The organism is Methylorubrum sp. POS3 (assembly GCF_043352485.1).
Classification (GTDB): Bacteria; Pseudomonadota; Alphaproteobacteria; order Rhizobiales; family Beijerinckiaceae; genus Methylobacterium; species Methylobacterium suomiense.
On sequence record NZ_JAPRBT010000001.1, the window covers coordinates 3563465 to 3577961 of the forward strand.

Sequence of the window (14497 nt, forward strand, 5' to 3'; positions counted from 1 at the left end):
GTGAGCTGCACCACGCTGTTCGAGCAGGTGCTCGACCCCGACAACCGGGCGAACCCCTACCCGCTCTTCGCGCAGTTGCGGCGCCAGCCGGTCTGCCGGCAAGAGGACGGGACCTACGTCGTCAGCACGCATGCCGAGATCGCCCGCCTCGTCTCCGATCCGCGCATCAGCTCCGAGGATCTGCCCGACCCCCAGAAATTCCGCTGGACCGGGCATCCGATCACCGACCTGTTCGTGCGCCCGATCCGCGCCGAGATCCGGCGGCGCCACCAGCCCTTCATCTTCCGCGATCCGCCCGACCATGACCGGTTGCGCGGCCTCGTGATGCGCGCCTTCTCGCCCGAGCGGGTACGGCGCATGCGCGAGGAGACCGCCGACCTCACGAACGATCTGATCGGGAAATTCGCAGGCAAGGCGCAGATCGATCTCGTCGACGACTTCTCCTATCCGCTGCCCGTCACGGTGATCTGCAAGCTTCTGGGGGTGCCGCCGGAGGACGAGCCGCAATTCCAGGGCTGGGCGACCCAGCTCGCCACCGCCCTGGAGCCGAACCAGCGCGCCGACGAGGAGACGCAAGCCAAGAACGAGCAGTGCTTCACCGAGATCTCGGACTTCCTGCGCGACCTGATCGCCAAGAAGCGCAAGGAGCCGCAGGACGACATCCTCACCGACCTCGCCAACGGCACCAAGCCGGGCAACGCCTCGGGCGACGATCCGGACGAGGACGGGGCGGAGACGATGAACGATTTCGACCTGATCGCCACCGCCGTCCTGCTCCTGGTCGCCGGTCACGAGACCACGGTGAACCTGATCACCAACAGCGTGCTGACGCTGCTGCGCTGTCCCGAACATTGGGAGCGGCTGCGCGACGACCCCGGCATCGCCCCGCGCCTGATCGAGGAGATGCTGCGCTACGAGCCGCCGGTCCAGTATCGCACCCGTCTGGCGGTGGCCGATATCCCGATCGCCGGGGTGACGATCCCGAAGGATGCGCCGGTCGTGCTGCTGCTCGCCTCGGGCAACCGCGATCCGGCCCGCTTCGCCGATCCCGATCGGTTCGATCCGAACCGGCCCGACAACCGTCATCTCGGCTTCGGCGGCGGCCTGCATTACTGCGTCGGCGCGCCGCTCGCCCGGATCGAGGCCGAGGTCGCCCTCGTCTCCCTGGCCCGCCGGCTGAAGAACCCGCGCCTCGTCGAGGATCCGCCGCCCTACCGGCCCGGCGCATCGCTGCGGGGACCGCGGCATCTGTGCCTCGCCTTCGACGGGATCGCCGACGCGTGAAGGCCGCTCGAAAGGCGACCGATCGGCACGGTGGCCGGTCGGTCGTGGCCTGGACATGAGCGACGCGGCGTCACCGCCGCGCCATTTGAACGGATCCCACCCCCTGCGGCGCGTTCGGCGCTCCCTTCGCCTTCGCTCTCGCCCCGGGGGCTCAGGCGCTGATCTTCATCGGCGCCTCGGCGAAGAGGCTCCGCAACCGGGCGCGGTCGAACTCCGAGGCCGTCGTCGCGGCCGGTCGTGCGAACAGGTAACCCTGCATCTGGTCGCAGCCCAGATCCCGCAGCATCCCGAGTTGCTCGGCGGTCTCGATGCCCTCCACGGTGACCTGAAGGCCGAGATTGTGCCCGAGATGGGTGATCGCGCGCACGATGGTGAGCGAATCCGCGTCCTGCCCCAGGCGATGCACGAAGGATTGGTCGATCTTGATCTTGTGGAACTTGAACCGCTGCAGGTAGCTCAAGGACGAGTAGCCGGTGCCGAAATCGTCGAGCGCGAGGCGCACGCCGAGCCCCCGCAGGTCGGTGAGCACCGCCACGGCCGTGTCGGCATCCTGGATGAACACGCCCTCGGTGATCTCCAGCACCAGCCGGCTCGGCGTCAGGCCGTGGCGGGCGAGGGCCGCCGCCACGAGCGCCGGCAGGTCGGATTGCCGGAATTGCTTCGGTGAGACGTTGACGGAGACGCGCCAGGGCAGCGGCCAAGCGGCGGCCGCGGCGCAGGCGGTGTCGAGGACCCACTCGCCGATCCGCGCGATCTGGTCGGTCTGCTCGGCGAGCGGAATGAAGGCCGCGGGCGAGATGAGGCCGCGGATCGGGTGCTGCCAACGCACCAGGGCCTCGAAGGTCTCGATCTCCCCGGTGCTGCCGTTGACGATCGGCTGGTAGAACAGCCGCAACTCGCCGCGCCCGATGGCCCCACGCAACTCCTGCTCCAGCGCCCGGCGGTTCTGGAGCTGCACGTCCATCACCGCTTCGAAGAAGCGGAACGCGCCGCGCCCCTCGTCCTTGACCCGGTAGAGGGCGGTGTCGGCGGCCCGCAACAGGGCCTCGGCGGTGGTGCCGTCGCCGGGGAACAGGGCGATGCCCGCCGAGCTGCCGATCTCGACGCGGTTCCCTGCGATCCGGAACGGGATCCCGAGCACGGTCACGAGCCGCCCGGCGATCTCGGCCGCCTGTTCGGGCATGGCGATGCCCGGCAGCACGGCGACGAACTCGTCGCCGCCGATGCGGGCGAGGGTGTCGGTCGGGCGGAGCGCCGCCCGCATCCGCTCGGCGACCTGGACCAGCAGCGCGTCGCCGGCGGCGTGGCCGTGGACGTCGTTGACCGGCTTGAACCGGTCGAGGTCGAGATAGATCACGGCGAGCTGCGAGCCCTCGTCGGCCGCCACGCCGAGGGCGTGGACGAGACGCTCCTCCAGCAGGGTGCGGTTCGGCAGGTCGGTCAGGGCGTCGTGCAGGGCGAGATGGCGGATCCGAGCCTCGTCGCGGCGACGCTGGCTGAGATCGCGCAACGCCACCGCGGTCGCGGGACGGCCGAGATAGGTGATCGCCCGGCACGACAGTTCCACCGGCACCTGCGCGCCCGAGCGCGTGCGGATGTCGAGTTCCTCCGGGAGTCGGTCCTGCGGGTCGCAGCGCTCCCGCCGTAGCAGGGCGGGAATGGCGGAATCGGCGAAGAGGTCGAACAGCGGACGGCCGATCATGGCCTGGGCCGGCATCGCGAACAGGCGCGTGCCGGCCTCGTTGATCTCCAGCACGCGCCCGTCGCGATGGAGCAGCAGGGCCTCGTGGGCGAGGTTGCTCAGAAGGCGCATCCGGCTCAGTTCGTCCAAGCGGCGCTGCGTCAGATGCCGCTGCGTCAGCAGCGCGCTCAGCCCCGCGGCCAGCACGGCGAGGCTGACGAGCCCGACGACGCGGCCGAGCTGCGTCGAGCCCACGACGAAACCGCCTTCCACCGGCGCCAGCGGCGCGACGGTTAGGCCGGTCATGCCGGTGAAGTGAAGGCCGCAGATCGCGAGCGTCAGCCACAGGGTGACTTCGAGGCGCCGCCCGAGCCGCGACAGCTCGTCGGCCCGAAGGAGGGCCAAAATCGCCAGCGATCCGCAGATCGCCAGCGAGGCGAGGACATAGCCGGGATCGAAGTGGAGCAGGCTGTTCGCCCCCATCGCGCCGACGCCGAGATAATGCATGCCGGCGATCGCCGCCCCCAGGAGGAGGCCGGCTCCCGCGAGCCCGAGCGTCGTCGCGCCCATCCGCTCCCGGACCATCAGGGCCATGAGCGTTCCGCCGATCGAGACGGCGATCGAGACGGCGGTCGGAATCAGGGCGTAGGCGGCCTGCGTCCCCGGTCGGAAGGCCAGCATCGCCACGAAATGCAGCGACCAGACGCTGCTGCCGAAGACGAGGGCGGCGGCTCCGAGCCAGGGGAGGACCCTGCGCCCGCGCAGCCGCGCGGCCTGCGCCATCAGCGTCGCGGTCGAGAAGCAGCCGAGCAGGCAGATGGCGGCCGAGAGCGCCACGAGGCCGAGGTCGTGCTCCTGCGCGATGCAGGCGACGATGCTGAGCATAGATGGACCATCGTGATCGCCCGAACCCCCACTCAGCTCTCGCGGATGCCTATTAATACGGTGCTACGATTCGGGTCTTCACGAGGATTTTTCGGCGCAATCCGAGTATTTGTTCAAAGATACCGCGTAACTGGGCGGAATTGTCGCAACGTCGCGCCTCTATTGATGATCGCTTCGCTCGAATGATCGAGGCTTCCGTGCCGTGCTCGGATCGATTGTTGAGCGGGGCGGTGCCGAGCGGCGACGGCACATGAAAATGCCGCCCCGGACTTCGATCCGGGGCGGCGCAAATCCCTCCGATGGGCCGGCATCCACTTGGTCGGACGATGACCTAGTACTTGCGCACCAGCGGGGCCGGGGCGACGCTCGCCGGGCTGTCCCAGGCGTAGCGGAAGCCGACCGAGACGAGATCGGCGCTCACATCGGCGATGGCGGCGAAGGGAATGCCGACATCGAAGTTGCGGCCCGGCCCGGCGAGGATCCGGTTCTTGCCGACGAAGAGGTGGGCGTAGCTGGCATTGAGGGTCAGCTTGTCATTCCAGCGGTAGCTGGCGCCGACGGAGGCGATGATGCGGTCGCCGTCGGGCAGGCGCACCGAGCGGTTCGACGTGTCGATCGGCCCGTCCTCGTAGGCGAGGCCGCCGCGGACCGTGAGGTTCGGCGACCAGTCATGTTCCAGGCCGACGGAGTAGAAGTAGGAGTCTTTGAAGTTGAGCGGCAGGTGGCTGACCGTGGTGCCGGTCAGGTTCGAGACGATGCCGATGTCGCCGATTCGCGACCAGTTGTCCCATTCGAAGGCCAGATTGATGCGGGTGACCGGGTCGATCGCCTGGGTCAGGCCGACACTGAGCTTCTCCGGTGTGTTGAGGTTGGCCCTGATCGAGCCGAACACGTTGGCCAGAGCCGGGTTGGGAAAGCCGATCGAGCCGTCGATGTCGTGGTGAACCGAGGAGCGGTAGCCGATGCCGAGCACGGTGCCGTCCCACGGGGTGATGGTTGCGCCGGCGGTCCAGCCCACGCTCCACGACTCGCCCTTGACGAAGGAGGGCGGGTAGAGCGCCGGGGACAGGCCGGGCACCGGGATGGCCTGACGCAGCGTCAGCCGGAAATACTCGATATTGGCGCCCACGCCGATCGAGAGCCAGTCGGTCACCCGGTAGCCAATCACCGGGTTGAACGCGAGCGAGAAGACCCGAGAGGAGCGTCCGTAGACCGAGCCGGCCCAGTCGGGGCGGGGCTTGGTGACGAGACCGAAGGGCGTGCCGGTCTGGAGGCCCAGAGAGAGGCGGTCGGTGAGCTGGTAGCTGGTCGCGCCCGCGGGCAGCACCGCGCCCTGGCCGATCTCGCCGGAATCGCCGAAGGGCAGCAGGAAGGGAGCGGTGCCGACCGTCGGCCGAATCTCGCCCGTCAGGTTGACGAAGGTCAGGCTCTGCTCGGAGGTGAAGCCCGGCCGCATCGTCACGGTCGCGGGGTTCCAGAAGATCGAGGACACGCCCGCCGCGCCCGATGCCGCGCCCGCGAAGGCGAGGCCCAGCCCCTGAGTGCTCTGTTCCCGCAAGCCGAAGGCACCGGCCTGCACGTCCGTCGTGGCACCGATCGATGCCGCGATGATCCCGGCGATGGTGATCGCCCGGGTCGTCCCCCCCGTCATAGTCGCCCGTCTCCGCGTGTCTTGCTCGTCATCGGAAGCGACGATCGAATCGATCGGTGCCACCTGTCGAGGGTTCGGATGGCAGCCTTACCAAATAATAAACAAATGTAACTTTGGCGCGACGGTTGTGCCCGGAGCCGTCTGTCATGACGGCAACGACGCGGGCGCGGCCTGACGAGGAGCCGGTCGGGAACCGGACCGAGCGGTGTCGGCGTTGCCTCGGTCAAGAGCGGCCGCGCGCCCCGTCCCCACGACGGCCATGCGCGCGGGCCCGTCGCGGCAGAGACGCGAGGAGATCCGGCGATGAAACTGATCCGGCACGGCGAGAGCGGGGAGGAGAAGCCGGGGCTCGTCGATGGCAGTGGCGGCCTGCGCGATCTCTCGGGCGTCCTGCGCGATCTCGCCGGGCCCGGCCTGTCGCGCGAATCCCTCGACCGGCTCGCCCGCCTCGATCCCGGGAGCCTGCCGCTGCTCCCGGCCGGCACCCGCCTCGGCCCTTGCGTCGGCGGCACCCGCAATTTCGTGGCGATCGGCCTCAACTTCGTCGACCACGCCGCCGAGACCGGCGCGGCGATCCCGGCGGAGCCGATCCTGTTCAACAAGGCGCCCTCCTGCATCGTCGGCGCCAACGACACGGTGATCCTGCCGAAGGGCTCGGCCAAGACCGATTGGGAGGTGGAACTGGCCGTGGTGATCGGCGCCCGCGCGTCGTACGTCCACGCCAACGAGGCCCTGCGCTACGTCGCGGGTCTGTGCATCTGCAACGACCTGTCGGAGCGCGAATTCCAGATGGAGCGCGGCGGCACCTGGACGAAGGGCAAGGGCTGCCCGACCTTCGGGCCGCTCGGCCCCTGGCTGGTGACGCTCGACGAGATCCCGGACCTGAAGAACCTCTCGATGAGCCTCGACCTCAACGGGCAGCGGATGCAGACCGGCTCCACCGCCACCATGATCTTCGACGTCGCGCAGATCGTGGCCTATGTCTCGCACTTCATGATGCTGGAGCCCGGCGACGTCATCACCACCGGCACGCCGCCGGGCGTCGGGCTGGGCATGAAGCCGCCGCGCTTCCTCCGCAGCGACGACGAGATGGTGCTGCGCATCGCCGGCCTCGGCGAGCAGCGCCAGCGGGTTGTGGCCTTCGACGACTGGACCGCGAAGGTCGCGGCGGGCGAGCCGACGAATTGAGGGTCCGGTCCGACGCGGCGGGAGTCGCCAGAGGGGGCCGCAGGGCGTCGGGACCGGCCATGACCGCACCGGTGCCGCCCAGCGGGACTGGCAGATCGGGTGGCTTCCCACGGCAAGGCTTGATTTTTTCCCCGCCTTCGCTCTCAAAGGTGCGCATGAGCGACACCGTGGTCCCCCTCGCCTCCCCCGCCGCTGTCCCGGCCGCCATTCGGCATGATTGGACGCTCGCCGAGATCCAGGCCATCCACGACATGCCGCTGCTCGATCTCGTGCATCGGGCGAGCTCTGTGCATCGGGCCTACAACGATCCGGCCGACATCCAGCGGGCCGCCCTGCTCTCGATCAAGACCGGCGGCTGCCCGGAGGATTGCGCCTATTGCCCGCAATCGGCCCATCACAAGGGCGCGAACCTGCCGCGCGAGCGGCTGATGCCGGTCGACGCCGTGCTGAAGGAAGCCGCCGCGGCTAAGGCCAACGGGGCGCACCGGTTCTGCATGGGCGCGGCGTGGCGCAAGCCGAAGGACGGGCCGGAATTCGACGCGGTGCTGGAGATGGTGCGCGGCGTGCGCGGCCTCGGCATGGAGGCCTGCGTCACCCTCGGCATGCTGACCCAGAGCCAGGCGCAGCGCCTCGCGGAGGCCGGGCTCACCTCCTACAATCACAACCTCGACACCGGCCCCGAATTCTACGGCGACATCATCTCGACCCGCACCTACGAGGACCGGCTACAGACGCTGGAGCACGTGCGCGAGGCCGGCATCGGCGTCTGCTGCGGCGGCATCGTCGGCATGGGCGAGCGGGTGCGCGACCGGGCGGAGATGCTGCAGGTGCTCGCCAACCACGCCCCGCATCCCGAGAGCGTGCCGATCAACGCCCTCGTCGCCGTCGAGGGTACCCCGCTGGAGGACCGCCCGCCGATCGATCCGCTCGACCTCGTGCGGATGTGCGCCACCGCCCGCATCGTCATGCCGCGAGCGCGCGTGCGTCTCAGCGCCGGGCGCAAGAGCCTGACCCGCGAGGCCCAGATCCTGTGCTTCCTGGCGGGCGCCAACTCGATCTTCTACGGCGAGCGCCTGCTCACCACCGCCAACAACGAGGCGGATGCCGATGCCGAACTGCTCCGCGACATCGGCGTGCCGGTGCCGGGCCTGACGCTCGCGGCGGCGGAGTAGCCGCCGCGCAAGGGCTTTCACGCTCCTTCTGGTGGAAGCCGGAGTATCGACGCGACGGTGACAGCCGAGGCGTGCGAATGGCGCCTCACGCGCGTCGCTCCGGCCCTTCATGCGGTTCGGCCGATGCAACGTCCCGGATAGCGGGGTCCGCGCGTTCCTGCTCGAAGGACGGCGCTCGCCGGATCGGCGAGGACGTCAGGCGGCCTTCGCCTGGATCGCCCGATCCGGGATGACGATGCGGAAGCAGGCGCCGTTGGCGGTCTCGTCGAGGCCCAGCGTCCCGCCGTTGAGGCGCACCAGTTCCGAAGCGATGGCGAGGCCGAGGCCGGTGCCGCCGGGGCGGGTCGAGCCCTGGAAGGCGGCGAACAGGTTGGCCCGCGCGCGGGGTGGCACGCCGGGACCGTTATCGACGACGAGGATCGTGACCTGGCCCGCGCCGCGGGAGCCGTCGCGCAGACCTTCGATGACGACGCTCGCGTCCGTGGTGCGCGCCGCCGCATGGGCCTGGACCGCATTCCGCACCAAGTTGGTCAGCGCCCGCAGGAGCTGCTCGGGATCGGCGTCGATCTCGAGATCGGCGGGCGCGCACACGCTCACCTCCACCCCCGCGGCCGGCATCAGGCCGCTGAGATCGGTCAGCTCGTCGAGGAGCGGAGCCAGGGCGACCATGCGGCGCTGGGCGTTGGGTTCGGTCGCCCGGCCGTAGGCGAGGGTCGCCTCGCAGAAGCGGATCGCCCGGTCGAGGGTCGCCACGAGGCGCGGGGCGACGCGCTGCACCACCGGGTCCGACACCGTCTCGAACCGGTCGCCGAGGAGTTGGGCGGTGGTCAGCAGATTGCGCAGTTCGTGGTTGATCTTGCTCACCGAGAGGCCGAGTTCCGCCAGCCGGCGCTTCTGGCGCAGCTCGCCGCCGAGTGCCGCCTTCATCCGGGCGAGCGCAGTCTCGGCCTGTCCGATCTCGTCGGTGCGGCGCGAACAGGCCGCCGGGCGGTCGAAGCGCTCGGGATCGTCCGCGAAGGCGGCGATGTTGCGGGCGAGCTGAAGGACCGGCCGCACGATCGACCGTTGCAGCACGAAGAACACGAGGCCGGCCGCGATGGCGGCGATGACGGCGCAGGCCGCGAGCAGGCGCAGGGCGAAGGCGATGAGACGGCTGCGCAGGGGCGCCTCGTCGAGCAGGATCTCGACCGCGCCGACGCCGCCCTGCCCGCCCCCGACCGCCCGGATCGGCGCGTCGGCGGGAAACAGCAGGGTCCGGAAGGCGCCGCGGATGGAGCCTTCCCAATCCTGCACCCGCAGATCCACGGTCTCGGCGACGGACTCCGGCATGGGATCGACCGAGAGCAGCCGCCAAGCCTCCCCGTCGCGCACCGCGATGGCCCGGGCACCCAGGCCGGTCAGCAGGCGCCGGGCGAGATCCTCGGAGACGTTGCCCTCGGGCGCGGCGCGCAGCACCAGGGCCGCGACCTGGGCCGCCGCCACGCGATCGGACAGGCGCGATTGCCGGTAGCTCGCCAGGAGGGGGACGAAGACCAGGATCTCGGCCAGGACCACGAAGGCCACGGTGAGCAGGAAGAGCCGGCCCGACAGGCCGAGGCGCAGGCGGGAGAGCGAGCGGAAGCCCGCGGCTTCCACCTTGAATGCAGTCCCGGCCGATGCCTCACAGTGCAAGGGAAGGGCGGCGGCAGCCGCCGATTCGTGCCGGTCCGCTCGTTCCGGGGTGCCAACCCGGCGCGAGAACGGAAAGCGGGGCCGTCTCAAGAGTTACCCGTGGTTGTGATGGTTCGATGAGAGCGGCGCGTCCTTGCGGGGCCTCTGGCGAGGCTCTCTGAGGCTAGAGGGTGTGCGCCACTCGCTTGTGCGCAAGTCTTATGCGCGGAGCGTCCGCCGCTCAACCCGTCTGCGCAGATAAACCGACAGCAAGGTGAAGCCCGCAAGGCCCGCGAGCGCGGCGAGGAGGGTCGGGCTGACCAGGGAGCGCAGGTCGAGGCCGACCGCGCAATCGCTGCCGCCCGCGGCGAGGCAGGCATCCCGGGTGGTGTCCCGGGCGGTCAGCACCTCGTCCAACCCCGAGCCCAGGCCCGAGAAGATGAAGGCGCCGGGAATCAGGCCGAGCAGGGTGGCGAGGAAGAAGCTGCGGAACGAGACGCCGAAGGCCGCCGGGGCGAGGTTGGTCATCCAGAACGGGAAGATCGGCAGGAGCCGCAGGGTCAGGACGTAGCCGAAGCCGTCGCGGCGGAAGCCCTCGGCAAAGCGGCCGAGGCGTGCCCCGGCCCGGCGCCGGATCAGGTCGCCCGCCGCGAGCCGCCCGATCGAGAACACGATCATCGCTCCGGTCGTTGCCGAGCCGACGGAGATCAGGGCGCCGGTGAGCGTGCCGAACAGCAGGCCGGACAGGGCGGTGAGGGCGACGGTGACGGCGGGGATCGAGACGACCACGCCGCAGACGAAGACCAGGACGGTGAGGGCGATCGCCCGCACCGGGTCCTCGGCGACGGCGGCCTGGAGCGAGGCGCGCGCCTCGGAAATGCGGTCGAGATCGAGGAGTTGCGCGCCGCCCGCCGCGGCGATCCCGAGGGACAGGGCCAGCAGCACCGCGAGCGGCAGCCAGCGCAGCCAAGCACGCCGCCGGGGCCCGGCCTCCGTCATCGGACGATCATCGGTGTCGAAAGGACAAGTCCTTTCACGGGTCCGGGGCGAAGCCCCGGTCGAACGGGAGAGCGGGGCGCCGCCCAGGGCAGATCCCCCTGGCCTCGCCAAAGGGATGGTCCCTTCAGAAACCCGTGACGATCCATCAGCCGGGCTTGCGCATCCGGAGGATCTTGAAGAAGCCGCCGGGGAAGGTCGGGGCGAGGCCCACCACCTCGACGCCGTTGCGACGGGCCCAGGCCTCGATCCGGGTCGCCTTGAAGTCGGAGGACCAGCCGATCTTGGTGCAGAGCGGAGCGACGATCTCCTCGACGCGGGCGACCGGCCCGTTCGACTGGCCGAAATGGTTGGCGAGGACGATGCCGCCGCCGGGGCGCACCACCCGCAGGAACTCGGTGAGCGCGGCTTCCGGATCCGGCACCAGGGTGATGAGGAACTGCGCCACCACCGCGTCGAAGCTGGCATCCTTGTAGCCGAGGCGGCACACGTCCATGACCTGCAGGCCCTTGACGTGGCTGAGCCCCCGGCGGGCGACCTTGCGGCCGGCGCGCTTGAGCATGTCCTCGGAGAGATCGACCCCGCAGACGAAGCTGTCGCGGGGATAGTAGCCGAGCGACAGGCCGGTGCCGACGCCGGCCTCCAGCACCCGCGGCCCGTGGGCGACGGCGGCCTGGACAGCGGCGCGGGCGGCGGGCTCGGTCAGCTTGTCGTAGACCACGTCGTAGACCGGCGCCCAGCGGGCATAGGCCTTGCGCATCAGGTCAGTGGTCGGCCCGGCCTCGGGCGCCCGCTCTTTCAGCATCTCGTGCGTGACCCTTTATCCAGTCGTCCCGTCGCGCCTCGAGCCGGGCGGAGGCCGGGACGGTGCGACGGGATGTGAGGTGTCGGAAAACCGGAATGCGACGGGCGAAGCCCGCAGGTTCTCACGGAGACGTCCACGACGGCTTCCATCAAGCCGCCTCGGCCGCCCCCGCCTGCAACGCGCCGATGCGCCGGATGGTGCCGCCGCCGAGCACGCGGGCGCGGGGGCCGTCATCTTCGTAGATCACGCAGGCCTGACCCGGCGAGACCCCGTCCTCGGGGGCGGCGAGCTCGACCTCGGCATAGGCCTCGGCGGCGTTCCACGACAGGCGCGCGGGCCGCGGCTCGCGGGTGGAGCGCACCCGGACCGCCACGGGCAGGTCGGTCAACGCCTCGGGGGCGCCCTCCCCCAGCCAGTTGAGGTCGGTCAACCGGATGCGGCGGGTGGCGAGCGCGGCGCGCGGGCCGACGACGACGCGGGCGGTCTCGGGCTCGAGCCGCACGACGTAGAGCGGCTCGCCGACCGAGAGCTTCAGGCCCCGGCGCTGGCCGACGGTGTAGTGGACGATACCCTGATGCTCGCCGAGCTGGCGGCCTTCGAGATCGACGATGGCGCCGGGGCGGGTCGCCTCCGGCCGCAGCTTGGCGATCACGTCGGCATAGCCGCCCTGGGGCACGAAGCAGATGTCCTGGCTATCGGCCTTGTCGGCGACGGTCAGTCCCAGTTCGCGGGCTAGCGCGCGGGTCTCGTCCTTGGGCCGCTCGCCGAGGGGGAAGCGCAGGAAGGCGAGCTGCTCGGGCGTCGTCGCGTAGAGGAAGTAGCTCTGATCGCGGGCGGGATCGAGGGCGCGGTAGAGGGCGCGCCCGCCCCCGGGGGCGGGCCGGCTCGCGACGTAATGGCCGGTGGCGAGGGCCTCGGCGCCGAGGTCGCGGGCCATGCCGAGGAGATCGCGGAACTTGACCGAGCGGTTGCACTCGACGCACGGGATCGGCGTCTCGCCGGACAGGTAGCTCTCGGCGAAGCGGTCGATCACCGACTCGCGGAAGCGGTCCTCGTAATCGAGGACGTAATGGGGAATGCCGAGGGTCTCGGCCACGCTGCGCGCATCGTGGATGTCGCGGCCGGCGCAGCAGGCGCCCTTCCGGTGGGTCGCGGCGCCGTGGTCGTAGAGCTGGAGCGTGACGCCGACGACGTCGTAGCCCTCGCGCTTCAGCAGGCCGGCCACCACCGAGGAATCGACGCCGCCCGACATGGCGACGACGACGCGCGTCTCGTGCGGAGGCTTCGGAAGATCGAGCGAGTTCATGGCCGTGATGGGGCCCGTGCGGGCCGTCGCGAGGGCGCGAGCGGGCCGGGGCCCCGGCGCGCGCGTCTGCCGTGTCTATAGCGATCCCGGTCCGGACTTTCCAGGGACGTCGCCGCAGGCAGAGTCGGCAAAACCTGCCGCCCGGGCGGCATTTTTCGCTGCGCCGGTGCGCGGTGATGTTCGAGGGGTGAGAAATTTTGTCGATCCGTGAGGGGGTTAAGCGCCGGCCTGACTGGCGCGGGGCTTGCGCCGGGCTCTCCGAAGAGAGGTCGAGGCATGACGGTGGCGCGCACGGACAAGATGGAGATGTCGGTCAGGCCGCTGGCGCGGCCGACCGCCCAAGCCCGCGCGGCCGTATCCCACGAGCGCTTCAGCCTCCTGCAGGAGGCGGCCGACACCGATCGTGCGGAGCGGCGGGCACAGGGACGGCAGATGGCCGACCAAGCAGATGACGCTCGGCGCGCCGAGATGCGGACCGCGGAGGCGCGCGCTCTGACGGCGCGGCGCGATGCCCGCACGCCCGACGCGGAGGGGAGCCTCGCGAGGACCGTCAGGGAGAACACGAAGGAAGGCACGAAAGCCTCCGGATCCGCGGGGAACGCGCATTCGCCCGGATCTGCCGATGCCCCGAAGAAACAGGCCGAGGAGCCCGCGGCGAACCCGGCCTCCGATACGACACGGCGGAGCGACGACCGGACCGGGGCGACGAAGGGCACCGGGGCGACCGATCCGGCGAGCGCGGCGAATCCCGTGGCGAAGGGGACGGGAGACGGAACCGTCGCCGACGAGCCGGGCCTCGGCGCCACGGCGGGGACCGGGACGGCCCAGCCCGGATCGGTCGAGAGCGAGGGACAGGACGGCGACGCGACGGAGGACCGCGCGAAGGAGAGCGAGGCGGCCGGGATCGATGACCGTCCGCCGGAGGGGGCTGCCGGGCCCGTGCTCCTGCTGGTCCCCTCCCCCGTGGCGGCCTCGATCCAGGCCGCCCCGGAGGCGGAGAGATATGGCGGGGCCGGGACGGCGACGGATCCCGCCCTCGCATCGTCCCAGCCGGGCGCAGCCGTTGCCCCCCCACTTGCCGCTCCCCTCGCGGCGGCAGCCGGTGCGGCCACGGCCGGAACCGCGCTTCAAGGCGAGATCGTCAAGGGTGAGGCGGCCAAGGAGGAGGTCGCGACGGGTCGGACGGCGAAGGCCGAGACCGCTCAGGGCGAGGGCGCCAAGGGTGACGTGACCGGAGGCGCCGGCACCGATGCGAAGGGGTTCGAGGCGATCCTCGCGGCCGCCGGAAGCGGCAGCGAGGCGGACCTTGCCCCGGCGAGCCCCCCCTCCCCCCCTGCCGCCGCTGCCGCCACCCCCGGCGGCCCTGCGGGGTCATCTTCGGCGGAGGCCGCGACTGGGACGGCGAGCGCTCCCGCGCAGCCCGCCCCGATCCCCCTCGGCGCCGTGCCGATGACGATCGGCCTGCGCTCGCTCGCGGGCGCCAGCCGCTTCGCGATCCGCCTCGACCCGGTCGAACTCGGGGCGATCGAGGTGTCGCTCGATCTCGACCGGGCCGGTGGGCGGGCGCGGGCCCATCTCACGGTCGACCGACCCGAGACCCTGGCCCTGCTCCAGCGCGACGCGGGCGTCCTGCAGCAGGCGCTGGCGCAGGCGGGCTTCGAGGCGAACGAGGGGATCGCCTTGTCTCTGCGCGGCGAAACGAATGACCAGGCCGGACAGAATGCCGGTCGCGATGCCGACCGCGGCAACGATTCCGGCGCGCGCGGCCGGCCAGGGGCCGTGACCGGCCGCGAGGCGGACATCAGCGCCATCAACCCATCCGCCTTCCGCCGCCTGCGCGCGGCGGGCGGCCTCGACATCCGCATCTAGGAATCACACC

At 71.0% G+C, this 14497-nt stretch carries 10 protein-coding genes; 4 read left to right on the forward strand and 6 right to left on the reverse strand.

The genetic code is table 11. From position 1 onward, the window contains the following. Complete coding sequence (locus tag OWC43_RS16470; protein ID WP_393957457.1) at positions 1–1284, forward strand: cytochrome P450; 1284 nt, start codon at positions 1–3, stop codon at positions 1282–1284. Positions 1285–1435: 151 nt separating this feature from the next. Here OWC43_RS16470 and OWC43_RS16475 read toward each other — a convergent pair whose 3' ends face one another. Then, positions 1436–3850: an EAL domain-containing protein gene (locus OWC43_RS16475; protein WP_393957458.1), complete on the reverse strand. Its 2415-nt coding sequence runs from the start codon at positions 3848–3850 to the stop codon at positions 1436–1438. Between the two features lie 331 nt (positions 3851–4181). After that, positions 4182–5501, reverse strand: coding sequence for an OmpP1/FadL family transporter (locus OWC43_RS16480; protein ID WP_393957459.1), 1320 nt, complete (start codon positions 5499–5501; stop codon positions 4182–4184). A 303-nt stretch (positions 5502–5804) separates the two neighbouring features. Here OWC43_RS16480 and OWC43_RS16485 point away from each other — a divergent pair, with 303 nt between their 5' ends. Both OWC43_RS16485 and bioB read left to right on the forward strand, forming a co-directional pair. Next, positions 5805–6689: a fumarylacetoacetate hydrolase family protein gene (locus tag OWC43_RS16485; protein ID WP_393957461.1), complete on the forward strand. Its 885-nt coding sequence runs from the start codon at positions 5805–5807 to the stop codon at positions 6687–6689. 155 nt (positions 6690–6844) lie between these two features. After that, positions 6845–7861, forward strand: coding sequence for a biotin synthase BioB (gene bioB / locus OWC43_RS16490; RefSeq protein WP_393957462.1), 1017 nt, complete (start codon positions 6845–6847; stop codon positions 7859–7861). A gap of 195 nt (positions 7862–8056) precedes the next feature. On the opposite strand, the gene OWC43_RS16495 is transcribed toward bioB, so the two are convergent. From OWC43_RS16495 to mnmA, 4 genes are all read right to left on the reverse strand, one after another. Then, complete coding sequence (locus OWC43_RS16495) at positions 8057–9496, reverse strand: ATP-binding protein (RefSeq protein ID WP_393957463.1); 1440 nt, start codon at positions 9494–9496, stop codon at positions 8057–8059. A gap of 234 nt (positions 9497–9730) precedes the next feature. After that, entirely contained in the window at positions 9731–10510 is a 780-nt protein-coding gene (locus OWC43_RS16500) for a TVP38/TMEM64 family protein (protein ID WP_137831156.1), read from the reverse strand. Between the two features lie 145 nt (positions 10511–10655). After that, positions 10656–11312 (reverse strand): class I SAM-dependent methyltransferase, encoded by a 657-nt coding sequence (locus tag OWC43_RS16505; RefSeq protein WP_393957464.1) that lies wholly within the window; start codon positions 11310–11312, stop codon positions 10656–10658. Between the two features lie 148 nt (positions 11313–11460). Next, entirely contained in the window at positions 11461–12618 is a 1158-nt protein-coding gene (gene mnmA / locus OWC43_RS16510) for a tRNA 2-thiouridine(34) synthase MnmA (protein ID WP_137831154.1), read from the reverse strand. Positions 12619–12894: 276 nt separating this feature from the next. On the opposite strand from mnmA, the gene OWC43_RS16515 reads away from it, so the two are divergent. Further along, positions 12895–14487, forward strand: a complete 1593-nt coding sequence (locus tag OWC43_RS16515) for a flagellar hook-length control protein FliK (protein ID WP_393957465.1) — start codon at positions 12895–12897, stop codon at positions 14485–14487. Positions 14488–14497: the final 10 nt, after the last annotated feature.